Source organism: Gordonia sp. B8661-1 (assembly GCF_059427765.1).
The window spans coordinates 62,779-83,269 of record NZ_JCAHRL010000006.1 but is presented as its reverse complement, the minus strand read 5'-3'; the positions used below and the strand labels follow the sequence as shown (position 1 = coordinate 83,269).

Annotated in this window: 17 protein-coding genes; 13 read left to right on the top strand and 4 right to left on the bottom strand. The window is 66.5% G+C overall.

Annotated elements, in window-relative coordinates; genetic code table 11:
- Positions 1-64 precede the first annotated feature (64 nt).
- Complete coding sequence (locus AC4JJG_RS13735; RefSeq protein ID WP_495398338.1) at positions 65-880, bottom strand: LLM class F420-dependent oxidoreductase; 816 nt, start codon at positions 878-880, stop codon at positions 65-67.
- Positions 881-1,041: 161 nt separating this feature from the next.
- On the opposite strand from AC4JJG_RS13735, the gene AC4JJG_RS13730 reads away from it, so the two are divergent.
- From AC4JJG_RS13730 to AC4JJG_RS13700, 7 genes are all read left to right on the top strand, one after another.
- On the top strand, positions 1,042-1,608 hold the full coding sequence (locus AC4JJG_RS13730) for a hypothetical protein (RefSeq protein WP_495398339.1): 567 nt from the start codon (positions 1,042-1,044) through the stop codon (positions 1,606-1,608).
- Positions 1,575-1,850 carry a hypothetical protein gene (locus tag AC4JJG_RS13725; RefSeq protein WP_495398340.1) on the top strand — a complete coding sequence of 92 codons (276 nt, stop codon included), beginning with the start codon at positions 1,575-1,577 and terminating at the stop codon, positions 1,848-1,850. The genes AC4JJG_RS13730 and AC4JJG_RS13725 overlap by 34 nt, the downstream gene beginning before the upstream one ends.
- A 185-nt stretch (positions 1,851-2,035) precedes the next feature.
- Positions 2,036-3,559: an acetaldehyde dehydrogenase ExaC gene (exaC, locus tag AC4JJG_RS13720; protein WP_495398341.1), complete on the top strand. Its 1,524-nt coding sequence runs from the start codon at positions 2,036-2,038 to the stop codon at positions 3,557-3,559.
- A gap of 54 nt (positions 3,560-3,613) precedes the next feature.
- Complete coding sequence (locus AC4JJG_RS13715; protein WP_495398342.1) at positions 3,614-4,036, top strand: DUF779 domain-containing protein; 423 nt, start codon at positions 3,614-3,616, stop codon at positions 4,034-4,036.
- A 138-nt stretch (positions 4,037-4,174) separates the two neighbouring features.
- Positions 4,175-5,332, top strand: coding sequence for an NAD(P)H-binding protein (locus AC4JJG_RS13710; protein ID WP_495398343.1), 1,158 nt, complete (start codon positions 4,175-4,177; stop codon positions 5,330-5,332).
- Positions 5,325-5,975: a CPBP family intramembrane glutamic endopeptidase gene (locus AC4JJG_RS13705; protein ID WP_495398344.1), complete on the top strand. Its 651-nt coding sequence runs from the start codon at positions 5,325-5,327 to the stop codon at positions 5,973-5,975. Before AC4JJG_RS13710 ends, AC4JJG_RS13705 begins: the two co-directional genes overlap by 8 nt.
- 96 nt (positions 5,976-6,071) lie before the next feature.
- Complete coding sequence (locus AC4JJG_RS13700; RefSeq protein ID WP_495398345.1) at positions 6,072-8,360, top strand: GGDEF domain-containing protein; 2,289 nt, start codon at positions 6,072-6,074, stop codon at positions 8,358-8,360.
- Between the two features lie 45 nt (positions 8,361-8,405).
- Here the strand turns inward: AC4JJG_RS13700 and AC4JJG_RS13695 are convergent, their stop codons facing one another.
- On the bottom strand, positions 8,406-8,969 hold the full coding sequence (locus AC4JJG_RS13695) for a DUF937 domain-containing protein (protein ID WP_495398346.1): 564 nt from the start codon (positions 8,967-8,969) through the stop codon (positions 8,406-8,408).
- Positions 8,970-9,006: 37 nt separating this feature from the next.
- Positions 9,007-10,020, bottom strand: a complete 1,014-nt coding sequence (locus AC4JJG_RS13690) for an alpha/beta hydrolase (RefSeq protein ID WP_495398347.1) — start codon at positions 10,018-10,020, stop codon at positions 9,007-9,009.
- A 394-nt stretch (positions 10,021-10,414) separates the two neighbouring features.
- Between AC4JJG_RS13690 and gltB the strand changes: the two genes are divergently transcribed.
- The 3 genes from gltB to AC4JJG_RS13675 all read left to right on the top strand — a co-directional run bounded on the left by gltB (position 10,415) and on the right by AC4JJG_RS13675 (position 17,210).
- Complete coding sequence (gene gltB / locus AC4JJG_RS13685) at positions 10,415-14,998, top strand: glutamate synthase large subunit (RefSeq protein WP_495398348.1); 4,584 nt, start codon at positions 10,415-10,417, stop codon at positions 14,996-14,998.
- A complete protein-coding gene (locus tag AC4JJG_RS13680; RefSeq protein ID WP_495398349.1) occupies positions 14,991-16,445 on the top strand; it encodes a glutamate synthase subunit beta in 1,455 nt (484 codons plus the stop codon). The genes gltB and AC4JJG_RS13680 overlap by 8 nt, the downstream gene beginning before the upstream one ends.
- A gap of 210 nt (positions 16,446-16,655) precedes the next feature.
- Positions 16,656-17,210: a hypothetical protein gene (locus tag AC4JJG_RS13675; protein ID WP_495398350.1), complete on the top strand. Its 555-nt coding sequence runs from the start codon at positions 16,656-16,658 to the stop codon at positions 17,208-17,210.
- Positions 17,211-17,294: 84 nt separating this feature from the next.
- Here the strand turns inward: AC4JJG_RS13675 and AC4JJG_RS13670 are convergent, their stop codons facing one another.
- Positions 17,295-17,519, bottom strand: a complete 225-nt coding sequence (locus AC4JJG_RS13670; protein WP_495398351.1) for a hypothetical protein — start codon at positions 17,517-17,519, stop codon at positions 17,295-17,297.
- Positions 17,520-17,545: 26 nt separating this feature from the next.
- Between AC4JJG_RS13670 and AC4JJG_RS13665 the strand changes: the two genes are divergently transcribed.
- From AC4JJG_RS13665 to AC4JJG_RS13655, 3 genes are all read left to right on the top strand, one after another.
- Positions 17,546-18,094 carry a CGNR zinc finger domain-containing protein gene (locus AC4JJG_RS13665; RefSeq protein WP_495398352.1) on the top strand — a complete coding sequence of 183 codons (549 nt, stop codon included), beginning with the start codon at positions 17,546-17,548 and terminating at the stop codon, positions 18,092-18,094.
- A gap of 143 nt (positions 18,095-18,237) precedes the next feature.
- Positions 18,238-19,488 (top strand): TetR/AcrR family transcriptional regulator, encoded by a 1,251-nt coding sequence (locus AC4JJG_RS13660; protein ID WP_495398353.1) that lies wholly within the window; start codon positions 18,238-18,240, stop codon positions 19,486-19,488.
- Positions 19,489-19,604: 116 nt separating this feature from the next.
- Positions 19,605-20,453: a cutinase family protein gene (locus AC4JJG_RS13655; RefSeq protein ID WP_495398354.1), complete on the top strand. Its 849-nt coding sequence runs from the start codon at positions 19,605-19,607 to the stop codon at positions 20,451-20,453.
- Positions 20,454-20,491 lie beyond the last annotated feature (38 nt).

The following is a 20,491-nucleotide window of genomic DNA, read 5'->3' as shown; positions in this document are numbered from 1 at the left end:
TCTATCGGTCGTCGACGGTCTGGTTCCGGCGTTCCTCCGGCCGCATCCCCGGCGACACCCGCGATCACGCGTTGTGCGAGTCCCGCCAGCGGCACAGGGCTTCGAGGACGGTCAGATCATAGTCCGGTCCCGAGGAGCCGACCGTGATGAGCGAGATGCCCTCGGCGACGAGGGCGTCCGCGGCGGCGAGTGCTTCGCCGACCTGATCGGGCTTGGTCATCGACAATCCGGCGGAGTGTTCGATCAGCGCCGGATCGCGGCCGACCGCCGCGCAGTGCTCGTCGAGAATGGCGGCTTTGCGCCGGTAGCTCTCCACGTCGACGAAGTAATGCCAGATGTCGGCGTACTCGGCGACCAGCCGCAGCGTCTTCTTCTCTCCGCCGCCACCGATCAGCACGGGGATGTGGCGCGTGGGCGGCGGGTTGAGCACCTCGAGGCGCTTCATGATCCGGGGCAGCGACTCGGCGAGGTCGTCGAGGCGGCTGCCCTTGGTCCCGAATTCGTAGCCGTACTCGTCGTAGTCCTTCTCGAACCATCCGGATCCGATGCCGAAGATCAGTCGCCCGTTGCTGATGGCGTCGACGGTGCGCGCCATATCGGCGAGCAGATCCGGATTCCGGTACGAGTTGCAGCTGACGAGCGGTCCGATCTCGACCCGGCTCGTCTGTTCGGCCCACGCACCGAGCATCGTCCAGCACTCGTAATGCTCGCCGTCGGGATTGCCGTAGAGCGGATAGAAGTGATCCCAGTTGAACGCGATGTCGACACCGGTGTCCTCGGCGCGGCGCACGGCGTCGCGAATCATCGAGTACTCGGGCGCGTGCTGCGGCTGTAACTGGATGCCGATGCGGACGGGGAAACCACGAGCGGTGAAAGTCATGCCCTTAGTCTGCCGAAGGTTTCCTGCGGTTGTCGATGAAGTCATCGGAGAGAGGGGCGTACCTGTGGCCGTCGCCTGACCGAACGATGGTGATAGGCAGGCGATGTCGGTAGCCTTCGGTGCGCAGATTGAGCATTCACTCCTCGATATCGGAGTAAGTAATGATCCTGGTTCGACGCGTTCTCCGGCAATTGATCGTCGGACTGATTGTGCTGCTCGCCGTGATGATGTCCTCCGCGCTGGTACAAGTCGTTCGGGCCGACGCGGCACCGGCCACTTCATGCGCGGCTCAGTTACGCGATCTGAACGCGCGGATTGCAGCCCATAACGCCAAGCCACATCGGTTCCGCCTGCCTCAGCAGAGCGCGCAGTATCACGCATACAACGCAGAAGCCGCCTCCCTCCGGCGTGAGAACGCAGCACTACGGGCTAAGTGTCGCGCGTTGCCGCGTGGTCCCGAACGACCCGCGTTGCCGCCGCCGGGGGCACCGAAAAAGATCACCGGACTCACCGAGCACGGGCAGCAGAACCGACTCAATCGCAATGGGCACGGGGTCAATGACGGAGCGCTCAACGATGCGGTTCGACACCCCTTGAAGGTGACGCGTCAGAATGGAAAGTACGGCACGGTTTTTCGATACGACGGTAAGAACGCGACGGTCGTGCTGAACAGCCGTGGGCAAGTAGTGACATGTTGGCCGCGCAACCGGGACGGCTGGAGGCATTGATGCGCTTTCTTGATCCGTTCGCCGCTGGTGACCGGGCACTCATTGAACGGGCCGTCACTCGGCACGGCACCGACGAGGACCGCAGAATTCTCCGTGACGTCGACAAGCCGCCGCGTTCCTTCGCTGAGCATGTGATCGACCTCCTCGGTAACGATGTCGAGGTTCGACCTGACGGAACGCCAGAAGCCGACACCGAGGCGATCCTGGGCGCGATCGACCGGATCACCGAGATGTGGACATAGCGGCCACGCGCGGTCCGCTGCGTGGAACCAAACGCGCACGCGTTGACGTGCGGTTTCAGTGCGTTGCAGCGGCTGCAACGCACGTGCAACCCGGCCGATCGTAGGTTGTGGAACAGATCACATCGAAGGCCACGAGGTGGCGCGAGTGACACCCCGACCATTCCGCAGACGCAGGAGGAGCACAGATGACCGTCTTCGCAAAGCCGGGTACCGACGGCTCGGTGATGAATTTCGAGTCCCGCTACGACAACTACATCGGCGGCAAGTGGACCCCGCCGGTCAAGGGGCAGTACTTCGAGAACCCGTCGCCGGTCGACGGCAAGACCTTCTGTGAGGTGGCGCGCTCGACCGCCGAGGACATCGACCTCGCCCTCGACGCCGCGCACAAGGCCGCACCCGCGTGGGGCAAGACCTCGGTGGCCGAGCGTTCGCTGGCGCTGCTGCGCATCGCCGATCGCATGGAGGAGAACCTCGACAAGATCGCCGTCGCCGAGACCTGGGACAACGGCAAGGCCGTCCGCGAGACCCTGGCCGCCGACATCCCGCTCGCGATCGATCACTTCCGCTACTTCGCCGGCGCCCTGCGCGCCCAGGAGGGCTCGATCTCAGAGATCGACGAGGACACCGTCGCCTACCACTTCCACGAGCCGCTCGGCGTCGTCGGCCAGATCATTCCGTGGAACTTCCCGATCCTGATGGCCGTCTGGAAGCTGGCACCGGCGCTGGCCGCGGGCAACGCGGTCGTCCTGAAGCCTGCCGAGCAGACCCCGGCGTCGATCATGTACCTGGTCAGCCTCATCGGTGACCTGCTGCCCGAGGGCGTGCTCAACATCGTCAACGGCTTCGGTGTGGAGGCGGGCAAGCCGCTCGCGTCGAGCAACCGCATCCGCAAGATCGCCTTCACCGGTGAGACCACCACCGGTCGCCTGATCATGCAGTACGCGTCGGAGAACCTGATCCCCGTCACGCTGGAGCTGGGCGGCAAGAGCCCGAACATCTTCTTCAACGACGTCATGGTCTCCGACGACGGCTTCCTGGATCGCGCACTCGAGGGTTTCACGATGTTCGCGCTCAACCAGGGCGAGGTCTGCACCTGCCCGAGCCGTGCCCTGATCCAGCAGAACATCTACAGCGACTTCCTGGACAAGGCCATCGACCGCGTCGGCCAGATCAAGCAGGGCAACCCGCTCGACACCGACACCATGATGGGCGCCCAGGCGTCGAACGATCAGTTCGAGAAGATCAGCTCCTACCTGGCCATCGGCAAGGAGGAGGGCGCCAAGGTCCTCATCGGTGGCGAGCCCGCCGACCTGGGCGGCGACCTGTCCGGCGGCTACTACATCAAGCCGACCGTCTTCGAGGGCAAGAACACCATGCGGATCTTCCAGGAGGAGATCTTCGGACCGGTGCTCGCGGTGACCAGCTTCGACGAGTACTCGGACGCGATCAACATCGCCAACGACACCCTCTACGGTCTCGGTGCCGGCGTGTGGAGCCGTGACGGTGCGACCGCCTATCGCGCGGGCCGCGAGATCCAGGCCGGCCGTGTGTGGACGAACACCTACCACGACTACCCGGCGCATGCGGCCTTCGGCGGCTACAAGCAGTCCGGCATCGGCCGCGAGAATCACCTGATGATGCTCGAGCACTACCAGCAGACCAAGAACCTCCTCGTTGGTTACGCTCAGAATGCGAAGGGCTTCTTCTGATCCGGACGAAGTCCCGGATCCGGTTCTTCCACAGAGAGAGCAGAGGTGATACCCGTGTCGGACAACAACGTTCCTGATCGGGTGGTCGCCACAGACGCCGCCGTGCAGCTCCTGACGAAATTGTCGGAGCTGCACGGCGGACTCATGATCCACCAGTCCGGTGGATGCTGTGACGGCTCCGCCCCCATGTGTTATCCCGTCGGCGAATACCGTGTGGGACAACGCGATGTACTCGTCGGCGAGATCGAACTCCCGGAACCGCTTCCGGCCGTTCGGGTCTGGATCAACGGCGACCAGTTCGAACTGTGGAAACACACCCAGCTGATCCTCGACGTCGTGAACGGTCGGGGTGCGGGCTTCAGTCTCGAGGCGCCGGAGGGTGTCCGTTTCCTCTCCCGTTCGCGAGCTTTCAGCGACGACGAGAACGCGGCACTCGACGAGCATCCGCCGCTGACCGGAGCGACCGCGGGAGCCTGAACTCCGGAGGGCGCGGTCGCCGGGTGGTGGTTTCGTCCGTACGCTGGCGGTAGTCGGCGTGATGCCGAACTGCCGAGTCGGGGACAACTGCGGTGTGACGCCGTGCTGGGGCGGACCTTCCGCACACAGGAGTTGCACGTGCTCGATTCAGATGTCCCTTCTCGCCCGGGCCGGGTCCTGGTGCTCGGCGCCACCGGCTATGTGGGGTCACGGCTGGTGCCGGCGTTGCTCGAATCCGGCCACGAGGTCACGGTCGGGGTGCGTGACCGCGACAAACTCGCCCGTTTCCCCTGGGGCGACGATGTGACTGTCGCCGATGTCGATGTGATGGATCCGGCGAGCATCGAGTCCGCCGTCGAGTCGATCGACGTGATCTACTACCTGATCCACTCGATGGACGGCGACGACTTCATCGAGAAGGATCACCAGGCGGCGAAGAACGTCATCGCGGCCGCCGAGGAGCACGGGGTCGGTCGCATCGTCTATCTCTCCGGTCTGGTGCCCGACCTTCCGGACGCTGATCTGTCCGATCACCTGTACTCCCGGCTGGACATCGAGAAACTGTTCGCCTCGTCGTCGGTGGCCTCGTCGACCGTGCGTGCGGCGATCGTTCTGGGCGCGGGCAGCGCCTCCTTCGAGATGCTGCGGCAGTTGTCGGAACGGGTGCCGTTCTCGCCCCTGCCCGGATGGCTCAACCGGGACGTCCAGCCGATCTCGATCGCCGACATACTCGGCATCCTCGTGGATGCGAGTGCCCCGGGGGTGGCGCTGCCCGCGTCGCTCGACGTGGGCGGCCCGGACGTCATGAGATATGCGGAACTGATCGAAATGTATTGCCGCGTGGCCGGATTGAAGCGTGTCTTCATTCCGCTTCCTTTCATTCCGCATCGGCTCGTGGCCACGCTGGCCTGCCATTTCGTCGATCTGTCGCCGTCGCTCGTGCAGGCGCTGATCGAGAGCCTCGGACATGACATGGTGTGCCGTGCGGATCGGCCGACGCGTCTGGGATCGGTGGCCATCGCCGACGCCATGGCCACGAGTCTGGAGTCGCCGGACAGCTCTGCCGATCCCCATGTGCTCCAGTCCTACGACGCCCCGTGGGCGGGTGGCGACGTCGAAATGGTCGGTGGACGACCTACCGTCACCGGACATGCCACCGGAGGTGTCGGTCTGCGTTCGCGCAAAACCAGTGTCCCCGTGCTGATGGCGGCGGTGCCGCTGGCCCTGGGGCTGTCCGCGGTGCGGATGGCCCGGGCACGGACCTCCCCGAGACACCGGCCGGTGCGCGATGACTGACGCGCGCCCCACCTCACCGTCTTTCCGCACCGCTGTCGCGGCGTGCTGCCTCACGATGCTCGTCGGCGGGGCATTCCTGGCGTGGTCGGTGCGGGCCGAGCACGGGTCCACGGCGTTCTACGGGGCGTCGCTGGGAATCGCGGCAGCATGGACGGTCGGCGGCATCTGGGTGGCCGGACGCGGGTGGATCGGCGACCCGCCGGTGCGGCGGACCTGGTGGATTGCGGCGGCCACCGCAGCGGTGGTGGGCGTGTCGTTTCTCGTCGGCGGCTACGTGGCGGCACATATCCCGGTGCTCGACGATCAGGTGCGCAGCCTCATCGCCCGCACCGGAAATCATGTGGTGCCGTCGCTGATCCTGCTGGCCGGCGTCACGGGCGTGGCGGAGGAGTTGTTCTTCCGCGGCGGTCTGTATGTCGTGGCCGAACGACGGCGCGGGACCGTGTTCGCGGTGGTGCTGACCACGGTGGTCTACACCGCGGTCACTGCCGTGACCGGCAATCTCGGACTGACGCTGGCGGCGTTCGTGCTGGGTGCCATGACCGCCGTCGCCCGGGCGGCCAGTGGTTCGATCATTCCCCCGATCGCCGGCCATGTGGCCTGGACGATCGCCGCGGTCGGTGTGCTGCCACTGATCGTGTAGACGCTCGACCGCCGGGATCGTATACGTTCGGCGCCCGGTGTGGTTGGGTGGAGGCGCCTGGTGTGTTTCGGGGGCGCAGCAAGAGGAGTCGGGGCAGTGGAGTTCGGATCCGTGGACGGATCGTCGGCGCGCGCGGACTATGACTGGCGTCTGGGCAATCTCAGGTTCGGACGCCTCGGTCGCGCACCGCAGCGAATCGTGGGAATCGCGGCCGCGATCCTCTTTGCCACCAATATCGTCATGCAGTTCTCCGACCGGGGCCCGCAGCAGCCCTGGGTGCACGCGTCGATGATCGTGATATCCGTGATCGCGGCGATCGCCGCGCTGTGGTGGGGTTGGCACGGGAACTGGCCGAGTTACCGCCAGTCACTGGTGTTCGTCGGAACAGCGCAGGCGATGCTGACGCTGGCCGCGCTGTCCTACTCGGCCTGGTTGGCGTCGGCGATGGCGTGCATCACGATGTCGCTGCTCGCGTGGTACATCGTGATGCTGCACGGTGGCCGGGTGCTGGTGGCGCAGATGTCCGCCGCGACGATCGTGGCCGCGGTGTGTGTCGTCGAGACGGTGCGCGCGGGTGAGGTCGCGATACCGGGGGGCGTCGCCATCGCCTGCATGTTGGTTCTCGCCCTGGTGCTGGTGCCGTTGACGCATGTCGTCGTGTGGACCGGCATCGTCCGCGCCTCGTGGGAGGCCGAACGGGACCCGCTCACCCGCCTGTTCAATTACCGTGGCCTGCTGCGGAATTCGATGCCGCTCTTCGCCGACGGTCCGCCGTCCGAGGTGGTGGTCGTCACCGCTGACCTCGACGGTTTCAAAGCGGTCAACGACACCCTCGGACACACGGGTGGCAACGACGTTCTCATCGCGGTAGGGGATCATCTGACACGAGCCCGGCCGCGCGCCGTCATCGCGCGGACCGGTGGCGAGGAGTTCGCGCTCGTCGAGCGCGTCACCGCGAACGAGTGTGGCGGCCTTGCCGAATCGGTGCGGGCCACGATCGGCACGGTACGGGTACCGGGATATGGCGCGATCTCCGCGAGTGTCGGCGAATGCGTCATCGGTCCGGCAACCTCGGCCGTCGCGGGCCGAAGCGCCATCAAACGGATCCTCGACGACGGTCTGTGCAGCGCCGACACGGTGATGTACGAAGCGAAGCGGGCCGGCGGCAACCGGATCCGGTCGGTGGCCATGGCGCGACGGACATCGGTCCGCGGCTCGTCGAAACGTGCGACGCGCCCGCGGGACCTGATCGGGTCGCTCCGCAGCAGTTGGCGACGCGAGAACGAGGTCTCCGCGCGTAAGCGAAAAGTGCTCGACAGCTACGGATTACGGCCATTCGCCATGACCATGGCCGCCCTGGTCATGGTGTTGTGGGGATTCGGGAACTTCCAGATGCAGTTCTACGAACTGGGACCGCACACCACGGCGGGCACGATCGTGCTGAACCTGGTCTCGGTGGGGGCCGTGGCGTTCGCCGTCGCCGTTCTCCGGTGGCGCACCGCGATCACCATGCGGGTGTCGTTGGCGTGCTTCGTCATTGCCGACATCACCATCATCGTCGCCACGCTCACCCTGTCGAGTGGTAGCGCCCAACTCGCCGCCTGCGTGGCCATGCTCGCGGTCGGCGCGTTCTTGTCCGTCAGCCACGGGATCGTGCCGCTCCTCTGGCATTCGGTGTACGCGACCTTCTGGATCTGCTTCTTCACGGTGCGACTGCTGGTCGTCGGCGCGCGGGACCCGCTGTACATCGATGCGGCGAGCGGACTGTCGACGGCGGTGTTCTTGCTGGTGGCCATCATCGGGGTGCCGATCGCCACCGAGCGGTTGTGGACGGAGACGTCTTTCGCCGCGGAGGCGGCGGGTCAGGACGGTCTCACCGGTCTGCTCAATCAGCGTGGCCTGCGCAGTCATTTCGCCGATGTGCTCCGGCACGTCCGGCGCAGCGAGTCCGATCTCGTGGTGTGCATGGTGGACATCGACGAATTCAAGGCGGTCAACGACTCTCGCGGCCATCGAAGCGGTGATGAACTACTGCGCGCGGTGGGTACAGGCCTCGTCGACGCCGCGGGGGACGACGCGATCGTCTCGCGTCTGGGCGGCGACGAGTTCGTGGTGGTGTCCGGCGTGGAACCCGATGGGGCGGCTACCTTCGTCGCCGGACTCGCCACCGGTGCGTCCCGGCCCGCCGGTGTGGAAGCGGTGAGTGTCAGCGTCGGCTACACGGTGTGCCGGGAAGTCGTGTCGCTCAATGGAATCGTGCATGAGCAGGTGGCCTGGCTGGGTGAGGCGGTCACTGCGGCGGACCGGGCGATGTATCGCGCCAAGGAGACCTGCCGCGTCGTCACGACCGTGGTGGAGGAAGCGGACTGTCCCTGCCGATCGTGAGATCGACAGGGACAGTGAGGTGACAGGGACAGGGAGGTTCGCCGACTACTTGCCGCCACCGAGGATGCTGCCCAGACCGCCGGCCGCGTTTCCGCCGCCGGCATTGCCGCCACCCAGCACGCTGCCGAGGATGCTGCCCAGATCGATGCCACCGGCGTTGGTGTTCGCCGGCGCCGCGTTCCCGGTGCCCGTGCCCGCGTTCTGACCCAGGATCTTCGAGGTCACGTAGCTCAGCACGATCGGGGCCAGGATCGGCAGCAGCTTCTGGATGAGCCCCGAGTCCACGGCAGCCGCATTGTTCTGTCCGGCAAGGTTGTTCACCAGCTGGTCGGTCTGGCCGCCGAACATCTTGGTCACGATCTTGCTGCCGTCGGCGGTATCGACGTCGGACAGCTTGATGTCGCCCTTGGCGACATCGTTGTCGTGCTGGCCGAGCGCGGTGATCAGACTGTTCGCGGCATCGGGATTCTTGGTCTGCTCCTGCAGCCCGCCGAGCAGCGCGGGCACGGTGAGCCCGATGGCCGACTGTGCGGTCGCGTGGTCGACGCCGAGCTGCTTGGCGATGTCGTCGACGGGCAGTCGGGCCATGAGGTCATCGAGATCGGACATGGGGCATTACCTGCTTTCCTGGATCGAGAAACCCAAGTTATGTGAGTGATGACATGAAGCTAGCGGCTTCCCGTAATGCGCGCCGGGAATCAGTGGACGAGAACAGTGGGAACATCTGGAAGACATGCCCCTGGTCGGGCCACTCCTGCAGGCGAACATGGGCGCCGGCCGCGGACATCTCACGATGGATGGCGCGTGCGTCGTCGCCCATCACCTCGAGGCCGCCCACCTGAATGAGAGTCGGCGGCAATGTCATCTCCGATGTCAGCGCGACCTTCATCCGGGGGTGATCGGGTTCGGCGTCCCGCGTGTAGAGACGCAGAATCCGTTGTGCGGCAACGGCATCGATCAGCGGATCACGCACACCGCGTCGCTGGCTGGCGACCGCGGTCTCGAAGCTCGGGTCGTACAGGGGTGAGAACATCACGACACCGCGGGGTTGTCCGATGCCACGACGGTGGTTGTCCGCGAGCAGGTCGAGGGCGAGGTGTCCGCCCGCCGAGTCGCCGGCCACCACGATCTGCTCCGGCCGGAATCCCGAGTTCAGCAGCCAGTGGTACCCGCGGATCGCGTCGTTGCCCGCCGTCGGGAAGGGGAACTCAGGTCCGAGGCGATAGTCGAGACTGAAAGCCGACCATCCGGTCCGCCGGGACAGGCGCGCGACGAGCCCACGGTGCGTGCGGGGCGAGCAGATCACATAGCCGCTGCCGTGCAGGTAGTAGATGACCGTCGAGGTGGTCGCCGGGTCGGGCACGGTGGAACCGGAATGCGCGGCCACCCACTCACCGCGGACGCGCTCTCCGTCGCACCATGCGCTGACGTTCCGTGCGCGGGTGCCCGCGGGGAGGGGAGACAGGGCCACCAGCGATCGGTTGACGCCCGGCCGCATGGCGCTGATCAGGCGCGCGGATGCCTGTGGCCGTCCCAGATTCGCCGCGGTCATCAGCGGATGGACGACCTGGCCGAGTGAGCCGTTGACGGCTCGGGAACGCAGCGAGCCGCGTCCGGTCGGATACCAGGCCGGATGTGGTCCCGTGGTCGACGTTGACACGGTGTCGACGCTAGTCGATCGCCCGTTTCGGGACGGGGCACTCGGCGGAACAGGTCGCGCGTGTCCACTGTTTTCGCGTGCATGTTTCGTTCGCGTAAAATACGGTGTACCTGCACGGACGACGGTGTTCGATGCCCGAATTTCCGCGGTGGGTGCCTGCCGTGAGAAAATGGACGACAATGCTTCTGCGAGCAGGGTGGTACCGGGCACGTCGATCGGCCCGGGTGCGCCGTCAGCAATGACGCTGACACGGGCATCGCCACGCGATTGCGGGACATCGGTCGGATTCAGCCCCGGACCGCATGACTCCCCCGAATCGCCGGTGACAGCGATGCCGTTTGGACCTATCGGATGAAATTCCGTGCGCAGCGTCGCGCACCAAGTGAGGCGAACAATGAAGCATGCTCCGGGCCCTGTTGGGCTCTATGACCCCGCCAACGAGCACGACTCGTGTGGCGTTGCATTCGTTGTCGACATGCACGGACGGCGTAGCCGCGACATCGTCGACAAGGCGATCACCGCGCTGGTGAACCTGGAACATCGTGGCGCCGCGGGCGCGGAACCGAACACCGGTGACGGTGCGGGCATCATGATCCAGGTCCCGGATCGGTTCCTGCGTGAATCCGTCGACTTCGAGCTGCCCGCCGAGGGCGAGTACGCCACCGGTATCGCATTCCTGCCGCAGGGCTCCGAGGACGCCCGGCTGGCCTGCGCCGGCGTCGAGAAGATCATCGAGTCCGAAGGTCTGACCCTGCTCGGCTGGCGCGACGTGCCGATCGACGACAGCTCGCTGGGCGCGCTGGCGCGTGACGCGATGCCGACCTTCCGCCAGGTCTTCATCGGCGGTGCGTCCGGCATGGAGCTCGAGCGCAAGGCCTTCGTCGTCCGTAAGCGCGTGCAGTCGGAGCTCGGCACCAAGGGTGCAGGCGCCGACGGCCCGGGCCGCGAGACCGTCTACTTCCCGAGCCTGTCCGGCCGGACCTTCGTCTTCAAGGGCATGCTCACCACGCCGCAGCTCCGCGAGTTCTACCTGGACCTGCAGGACGACCGTATGGAAAGCGCTCTGGGCCTTGTCCATTCGCGCTTCTCCACCAACACCTTCCCGTCGTGGCCGCTCGCGCACCCGTTCCGCCGGGTCGCCCACAACGGTGAGATCAACACCGTCACCGGCAACGAGAACTGGATGCGCGCCCGTGAGGCGCTGATCGACACCAGCGCGTTCGGTCCGGATGCCGCGGAGAAGATCTTCCCCGTGTGCACGCCGGGTGCCTCCGACACCGCACGGTTCGACGAGGTCCTCGAACTGCTGCATCTCGGTGGTCGCAGCCTGCCGCACGCCGTGCTCATGATGATCCCGGAGGCCTGGGAGCGGCATGAGTCGATGAAGCCGGAACACCGGGCCTTCTACGAGTTCCACGCCGCGATGATGGAGCCGTGGGACGGACCGGCGTCGGTCTGCTTCACCGACGGCACCGTCGTGGGCGCCGTGCTGGACCGTAATGGTCTGCGCCCCAGCCGGATCTGGGTCACCAAGGACGGACTCGTCGTCATGGCGTCGGAGGTCGGTGTCCTCGACATCGATCACGCCGACGTGGTCCAGAAACTGCGCCTGCAGCCGGGCCGCATGTTCCTCGTCGACACCGAGGCGGGCCGCATCGTCGACGACGAGGAGATCAAGGACGAGCTGGCCGCCGAACATCCGTACGCCGACTGGCTCGGCGAGAACCTCGTGCACATCGACGACGTCAAGGCGCTGCCGCACGAGCACATGTCGCATCATCGGGTTGCCCTGCGGCAGCAGGTCTTCGGCTACACGACCGAGGAACTCGACCTCCTGGTGAAGCCGATGGCGCTGACCGGTGCGGAGGCCATCGGCTCGATGGGCACCGACACCCCGATCGCCGTGCTGTCCGCACGTCCGCGGATGCTGTTCGACTACTTCCAGCAGATGTTCGCGCAGGTGACCAACCCGCCGCTGGACGCCATCCGCGAAGAGGTGGTGACCGGACTCTCCGACACCATCGGATCGCAGGGCGACCTGCTGCACCCGACGCCGAAGTCGTGCCGCAAGATCGAGATCCCCGAGCCGGTGATCGACAACGACACCCTCGCCAAGCTCGTGCGCATCGACGAGGACGGCCGCTACCCGGATCTGCGGAGCCTGCAGATCCACGGTCTGTACCCGGTTGCCGAAGGCGGGGAAGGGCTGCGCAAGGCGCTCGACCGCATTCGGGAGCAGGTCTCCGCGGCGATCGACGACGGTGTCTCCATCGTGGTGCTCTCCGATCGTGAGTCGGACGAGACCAACGCCCCGATCCCGTCGCTGCTGCTGACCGCCGCCGTGCACCACCACCTGGTGCGCGAGCGCAAGCGCACCCGCGTCGGACTGGTCGTCGAATCCGGTGACTGCCGCGAGGTCCACCACGTGGCGGCCCTGGTCGGCTTCGGCGCGGGCGCGGTGAACCCGTACATGGCCTTCGAGTCGATCGAGGACATGGTCGAACGCGGTGTGCTGGGCGACATCGACTTCGCGACCGCCCGTAAGAACTACATCAAGGCCGCCAGCAAGGGTGTGCTGAAGGTGATGAGCAAGATGGGAATCTCGACCATCGCCTCGTACACCGGCGCACAGCTCTTCCAGGTCATCGGGCTCTCGCAGGGTACCGTCGACGAGTTCTTCACCGGCCTCAACAGCCAGCTCGGCGGTATCGGTCTCGACGAGATCGCCGCCGATGTCGCGACCCGCCATGCGCTCGCCTTCAGCGACCGCCAGACCGAGCGCGCCCACCGTGAGCTCGAGGTGGGCGGCGAATACCAGTGGCGCCGTGAGGGCGAGTACCACCTGTTCAACCCGGACACGGTGTTCAAGCTCCAGCACGCCACGCGGACCGGTCAGTACAAGGTTTTCAAGGAGTACACGAAGCTCGTCGACGACCAGTCGAAGCGGATGGCCTCGCTGCGTGGTCTTTTCGACTTCAACTTCGGAGATCGCGATCCGATCCCGATCGACAAGGTCGAGCCGGCGAGCGAGATCGTCAAGCGTTTCTCCACCGGTGCGATGAGCTTCGGCTCGATCTCGGCGGAGGCGCACGAGACCCTCGCGATCGCGATGAACCGTCTCGGCGGTCGCTCGAACTCCGGTGAGGGCGGCGAGGATCCGCGTCGTTTCCATCACGACGAGAACGGTGACTGGCGGCGTAGTGCCATCAAGCAGGTCGCGTCCGGACGCTTCGGTGTCACCTCGCACTACCTGTCGAACTGCACCGACATCCAGATCAAGATGGCGCAGGGTGCGAAACCCGGTGAGGGCGGCCAGCTCCCGCCGCACAAGGTGTACCCGTGGGTCGCCGAGGTGCGCGGTTCGACGCCGGGTGTCGGCCTGATCTCGCCGCCGCCGCATCACGACATCTATTCGATCGAGGATCTCGCGCAGCTGATCCACGACCTGAAGAACGCCAACCCGTCGGCCCGCATCCACGTGAAGCTGGTCTCCGAGGTCGGTGTCGGCACCGTCGCCGCGGGCGTCTCGAAGGCGCATGCCGACGTGGTGCTGATCTCCGGTCACGACGGCGGTACCGGCGCCACCCCGCTCACCTCGATGAAGCACGCGGGCGCACCGTGGGAGATCGGCCTGGCCGAGACCCAGCAGACGCTGCTGCTCAACGGTCTTCGCGACCGCATCGTCGTGCAGGTCGACGGTCAGCTGAAGACCGGCCGCGACGTGGTGGTCGCGGCGCTGCTCGGCGGCGAGGAGTTCGGTTTCGCGACCGCGCCGCTGGTCGTTGCGGGCTGCGTGATGATGCGCGTCTGCCATCTCGACACCTGCCCGGTGGGCGTCGCGACGCAGAACCCGTTGCTGCGCGAGCGTTTCACGGGCAAGCCGGAGTTCGTCGAGAACTTCTTCCTCTACATCGCCGAGGAGGTGCGGGAACTGCTGGCACGTCTCGGCTTCCGCACCCTGCAGGAGGCCGTGGGGCATGTCGAGGCACTCGACACCACCAAGGCGCTCGAGCACTGGAAGTCGTCGAAGGCGGGCAAGCTCGACCTGAGTGCCGTTCTGGCAACGCCGGATTCGCCGTTCATGAACCAGGACCTGTACTGCTCGGGCACCCAGGAACACGGACTCGAGAAGGCGCTCGATCAGCAGCTCATCGCACAGAGCCGGGAGGCCATCGACAAGGGCACCCGCGTGTCCTTCAGTTCGAAGATCACCAACGTCAACCGCACGGTCGGCACGATGCTGGGTCACGAGGTCACCAAGGCCTATGGGGCGCAGGGCCTTCCGGACGGAACGATCATGATCGACTTCAATGGTTCGGCGGGCAACAGCTTCGGAGCGTTCGTGCCCAAGGGCATCACGCTGCGGCTGGAGGGTGATGCCAACGACTTCGTCGGCAAGGGACTCTCGGGTGGACGCATCGTGATCCGTCCGGCACGTAACGCGCCGGAGGACTTCGTCGCCGAGGACAACATCATCGCGGGCAACGTCATCGGCTTCGGCGCCACCGCGGGCAGCATCTTCCTGCGCGGCGTCGTCGGCGAACGGTTCTGCGTCCGTAACTCGGGTGTGACCGCGGTCGTCGAGGGTGTGGGCGATCATGGCTGCGAATACATGACCGGTGGTCGTGTGGTGGTGCTGGGCGGTACCGGACGCAACTTCGCGGCCGGCATGTCCGGCGGCATCGCGTACGTGTACGACCCGGCGGGCACGTTCGCCGACAACCTGAACACCGAACTGGTGGACATCGAGGAACTCGACGCCGATGACATCGAGTTCCTGGTGAGCATCATCAATGAGCATCGTGCGGAGACGGATTCACCGGTTGCCGCCGCGATTCTCGATGACTGGGCGACGACTCAGGGGCACTTCAAGAAGGTGATGCCCCGTGACTACAAGCGGGTGCTGGCGGCCATCGCCGCGGCCGAACGCGATGGACGAGATGTGAACGACGCGATCATGGAGGCCGCACGTGGCTGATCCCAGAGGTTTTCTCAAGCACACCGAGCGTGAACTACCCGACCGCAGGCCGGTCGAGTTGCGCCTGCTCGACTGGAAAGAGGTCTACACCGACTTCGACCACGGCGAGCTGAAGACGCAGGCCAGCCGCTGCATGGACTGCGGTATTCCGTTCTGTCACAACGGTTGCCCGCTGGGCAACCTGATCCCGGAATGGAACACCCTGGTCTACAGCGACCGGTGGCGCGACGGTATCGAGCGTCTGCACGCGACGAACAACTTCCCGGAATTCACCGGGCGGCTGTGCCCCGCGCCCTGCGAGTCGTCCTGCGTGCTGGGCATCAACCAGCCCGCCGTGACGATCAAGCAGGTCGAGGTCGAACTCATCGACAACGCCTTCGAGAACGGCTGGGTCACCCCGGTGCCGCCGTCGGTCACGACCGACAAGAAGGTCGCGGTCGTCGGTTCCGGACCCGCGGGTCTGGCTGCGGCGCAACAGCTCACGCGGGCCGGACATGCGGTGACGGTCTTCGAGCGCGCCGATCGCATCGGCGGCCTGCTCCGCTACGGCATCCCCGAGTTCAAGATGGAGAAGCGGCACATCGATCGCCGGCTGGCGCAGATGGAGGCCGAGGGCACCGTCTTCAAGACCGGCGTCAATGTCGGTGTCGACCTGACCGTCGAGCAGCTGCGTGAGGACTTCGACGCGGTGATCCTGGCGAACGGTTCGACCATCGGTCGCGATCTGCCGATCCCGGGCCGTGAGCTCGACGGCATCCATCAGGCGATGGAGTTCCTGCCGCAGGCGAACCGGGTGCAGCTCGGTGACGAGGTCGAGGGTCAGATCTCCGCCAAGGGCAAGAAGGTCGTCATCATCGGCGGTGGCGACACCGGTGCCGACTGCCTCGGCACGTCGCTGCGCCAGGGTGCGGAGATCGTGCACCAGTTCGAGATCATGCCGAAGCCGCCGACCGAGCGGGCCGAGTCCACGCCGTGGCCGACCTATCCGCTCATGTACCGGGTCTCCTCGGCGCATGAGGAGGGCGGCGAGCGCGTCTTCTCGGTGAACACCGAGTCCTTCGTCGGCACCGACGGCAAGGTCACCGCACTGAAGGCCCACGAGGTCGTCATGCGTGACGGTCGCTTCGAGAAGGTCGAGGGCAGCGAGTTCGAGCTCGAATGCGACCTCGTTCTGCTGGCGATGGGCTTCGTCGGCCCCGAGCGCGCTGATCTGCTCGACAAGCTGGGCGTCGAATACGACCAGCGTGGCAACATCGTCCGCGACGACCAGTTCGCGGCCGCCGGGCAGCCGGGCGTCTTCGTCGCCGGTGACGCCGGCCGCGGACAGTCGCTGATCGTGTGGGCCATCGCGGAGGGACGGTCGGCTGCCGCGGCCGCCGATGCGTACCTCACCGGAGCCTCGGATCTGCCGACGCCGATCGTTCCGACGCAGGTCGCGCAGCGCTGATTCATCGCATTTCGGACGAGCCCGGCACCGATCAGGTGCCGGGCTCGTTTACGCGAATCTCATTGCGTCCGCAACGATTTGATGTGCACATTCGGTCGAGCTCATCCGGCGGAGGCGGCCATCGTTCGCTACGCTGACCGACGGTTGCGCGCCGCTTGACGGTTGCGTGATCACGACAGGTTTGCTGATCGCACGAACGAGGAGTGTCCGATGACAGAGATCAATCGAGTCGCAGGAAAGAGTCGCCTGGTGCGCGCCGCAGGGCTGGTCGCCGCCGCCGGAGCCGCGGCCGGGCTGGTCGGAGCTGCGGCCGGAACCGCTGACGCCGCACCCAAGCCCCCGAAGTACTCGCAGCAGACCACCATCTGCTCGGCGTCCGTGGCCGACCCGTACACCGGCGTTCCCGCGAAGACCGAGGTCTCGGCCGGGCAGTCCTACCGCATCCTCGCCGGGTCGCCCTACCGTGAGGCGCCGGTGCGGGGTAAGGCCGACTTCAGCGCGCGCAGCGTCCCGGCACTGCCGCTGAGCCACCAGCAGAAGGTGGTCTTCGAGTGGAAGAACCTGAGCACCGGTAAATCCGGTAAGGCCGAGGACAGTGTCGACGTCACCCCCGAGGGTGGCCTCACTGTCGCGAAGGGTGTGCAGACCGGTCCCGGCCGCATCCAGGTGACCGCGAAGATCACGAATCTCGCGGGCCCGGCCTTCGGCTCGCTCGGAGCCGACCAGAAGGGCTCCTGCAGCGGCAAGACCTTCCGCGTCATCTGATCTGACGGTCGTCTGATCTGCTGAGGCGGATTCCGCGCGCCCCGAAGGGATGTCCTTCGGGGCGCGCGGTCGTCCGGTCGCGGTTCAGCCGACGCCGCCGACCTCACGGCTGCTCGGCCGCGGGACGATCTCGCCGGGTGTCCACCGGTCGATACGCCGCGTCCCGCAGCGAACGCATTTCTGGTACAGCACAACACCATTCATCACCGTGTGACGTGATTCCACGGCCCAGGCGTGTTCGCAGCACTGCGCCGGGGTGCGGTGGTCGCAGTGTTCGGGGCCGGTCGTCGTGTGCGGTGAACGTGTCATGCCCTCAAGCGTGCTGTAATGGCCTTATGCATCTCAACCCTTACGGTGAATACGCGGTGCTGATGGCGGCCTCCCTCGCCGGCGACTGGCCCGTGGACCGCGCCGGGATCGTCGCCCGTACCAGGGAGTTCGGCATGACGATGGACTTCCCCGTGCACGCCGACGATCACCCCCGGACCAGGGACGTCATCGATCGGTGGCTGACCGTCGTCGACGAGACCGATCAGGCTGCGCGTGCCGCTCTGCTGAACGCCCTGATGAAGGAGGCGAACAGCTATCCGCGCCTGACCGATCACGACGGGGAGGGCTGGCATCTCCACTACCGCGACGACGGGCAGTCGCTGCCCGAGGTCCTGCTCGCCGTCATCACCGTCGGCACTGCACTGCATCTCACGACCCGTGGCATGACCCGGCTGGCGCGGTGCGAGGCGGGCGTCGACGACGGATCGTGCGATCGCGTGGTCGTCGACATCACGCGTAACGGACGGCAACGATTCTGCTCGGTGCGCTGCGCGAACCGGGCGGCGGTGCGCAGGCACCGTGCCCGTGCGTCCGCCGGAGCGGCGCGCGGCTGACCGCCAGGGCAGGCCGACCCGCCTCAGGGGCCCGTGCGCGCTCAATGACTAAGGTGTTACAACGGGCGTGGGGAGGCCCGACCGGCCGGGAACCGTCGAGGGCGGCCCCGGGTGTGACACGACATGAGCACTGGGGATGCGAGATGAGCGAGATCGGCCTGAAGGATGCCGCGGACGCCGCGGCTCCGCAGGAGATACGTCGACGACCCAAGGATCGGAAGCAACGAATCCTGACGACCGCGGCGGAGATGTTCCGGCGCAACGGATATCACGATGTGGGGATGAGTGACATCGCGGCCGGGGTCGGCATCGTCCCGAGCGCGCTGTACCGGCATTACCGAAGCAAGCACGACCTGCTGGTGGCGGTCTTCGACGATGCGCTGAGCCGATACGAGACCGCGATCGCCGATGCGGGTGACTGGGCCGAGGTGAACACCCGGGTGGCGCCGGAGGCGAGTGAACGCGGCAGTTTCGAACTGATGTGGTCGCGGGACAGCGGGCACCTGCAGTTCGAGGCGTACGACCAGCTCTATCACCGTATCGACGGCATCGTGCGCGAGCTGACCGAGTCCGTCGCGGCGGACGGCCAGGACGGCTCGCGCGGTATCCCGCCCCGTGTGGTGGCATGGTCGGTGATCACGGTGATGGACTGGCCCGCGCATCGCAGGCTCGGCGTGCCGAACGAGGAACGCGCAGCGCTGCTGGCGGCCGTCGCGGATGCGGTGGTGCTGGCCGGACGGTCGGCACCGTCGGTGCCGGAACCTGATCCGGCGGAGGTCGCGGCGTGCCCCGAGGACGCGGGCGGCCTGACCCCGAACTCGCGGCGGGAGGCTCTCCTGCAATCGGCGATCGAACTCTTCGCGACCCGGGGGTACGCCAATGTGAGTCTCGATGACATCGGCGACACCGTCGGGATCGCGGGCCCCAGTGTGTACAACCACTTCACCGGCAAGCGGGATATCTTGTACTGCGGTATCACCCGCGCCTTCGAGGCACTGTGGCTCGGTCTGGTATCGGTCCTACGGGACACCTCGGATCCCGCCATCGCCCTCGAGCAGGCGGTCACGCGTCACGCCCAGTTCGTCTTTCGGCACTGGGACGTGGCCACCGTGAGCCTGTCGAACGCCGGCTTGCTCGCCGACGACGAGTACGCGAGCGTGCGCCGTACCTTTCTCGAGTACGTCGATGAATGGCGGCACCTCCTGCAGCAGTGCAGGCCCGAACTCCGCGACGACCAGGCGGAGACACTCGTCGACCTAGCGCTGGCGGTGGTCAGCGGGACGTCGCGGGTCGATTGGCTTCGCGAGCCGGTGCTCCCGGAGTACGTGCGGCACCTCGCGATGGCGGTCCTGTGGGCACCTGTTCCAGGTGCGGTACCGGCCGAACCGACCTAAACTCAGGCGACGACAGCCGGGAGGAGTCGGGGATGCGTGGTGTTCTGCGGTTGACTGGTCGGGCACACCGCCCGCGTGTTCGCGCGACGGTGGCGGCGGTCCTCCTGGGAGTCGGAATGCTCACCGGTGCAACCGGATTCGCACCCAAGGCGGCGGCAGCCCCGGAGGGTTGCCCGGCGCTCTATGTCCTGGCGGTTCCGGGCACATGGGCCAATGGCCACAATCCCGGCATCATGCGGGCGATGACCTCCGGGCTCGGCCCACGCGCGCAGGTCCGATTCGTCGGTTACAACGCGACGGCGTTCCCGTGGGAGCAGTCGATCTACGGGAAGTCGAAGGCGCAGGCGGTCGCGAACACCACCGGACTCGCACAGGAGATGCTGCGCCGGTGCCCGCGGACGAAGATCGCGCTCGCCGGATACAGCCAGGGCGCAGACGCGGCAGGTGACGTCGCGTCGGAGATCGGCACCGGCCGTGCGGCAATCCGGCCGCAGCAGGTCGCCGGCGTCGTGCTGATCTCCGATCCGCGACGATCGGCCCGCGACAACCTGGTGGGTCCGCGCCTCACCGGGCAGGGTAACGGCGGTCCGCGCCTCAACGGCATGGGCTGGCTGCGGCCGCGATCGTTCACCATCTGCGCGCCGACCGACCTGTACTGCAACGTGCCCCGCGACTACTACCTCACGCGCATCATCGGGTACCTGGCCGAGACCAGTGATCCCACGCCGAGCCAGATCGGTCAGTATCAGGCCGAGGCGGCCGCGATCCTCGGCGAACTCCTCCTGCAGGGCGGCCCGGGAAAGATCGTCGAGGAACTCGGCGATACGCGGGCGCGGCAGCAGATCGTCATGTTCAATCGGTTCATCCAGTCAGGCGCGCACAACGACTACGCCTCCTTCGAGGTGAAGCCGGGCGTGACCGCGGTCGAGTGGGCCCGAAATCACCTGGCGGGCCTCGTCGGCTGAGTTCGCCCCTCCTGCCGGGTAGGCGCTCGCGCTTCCGC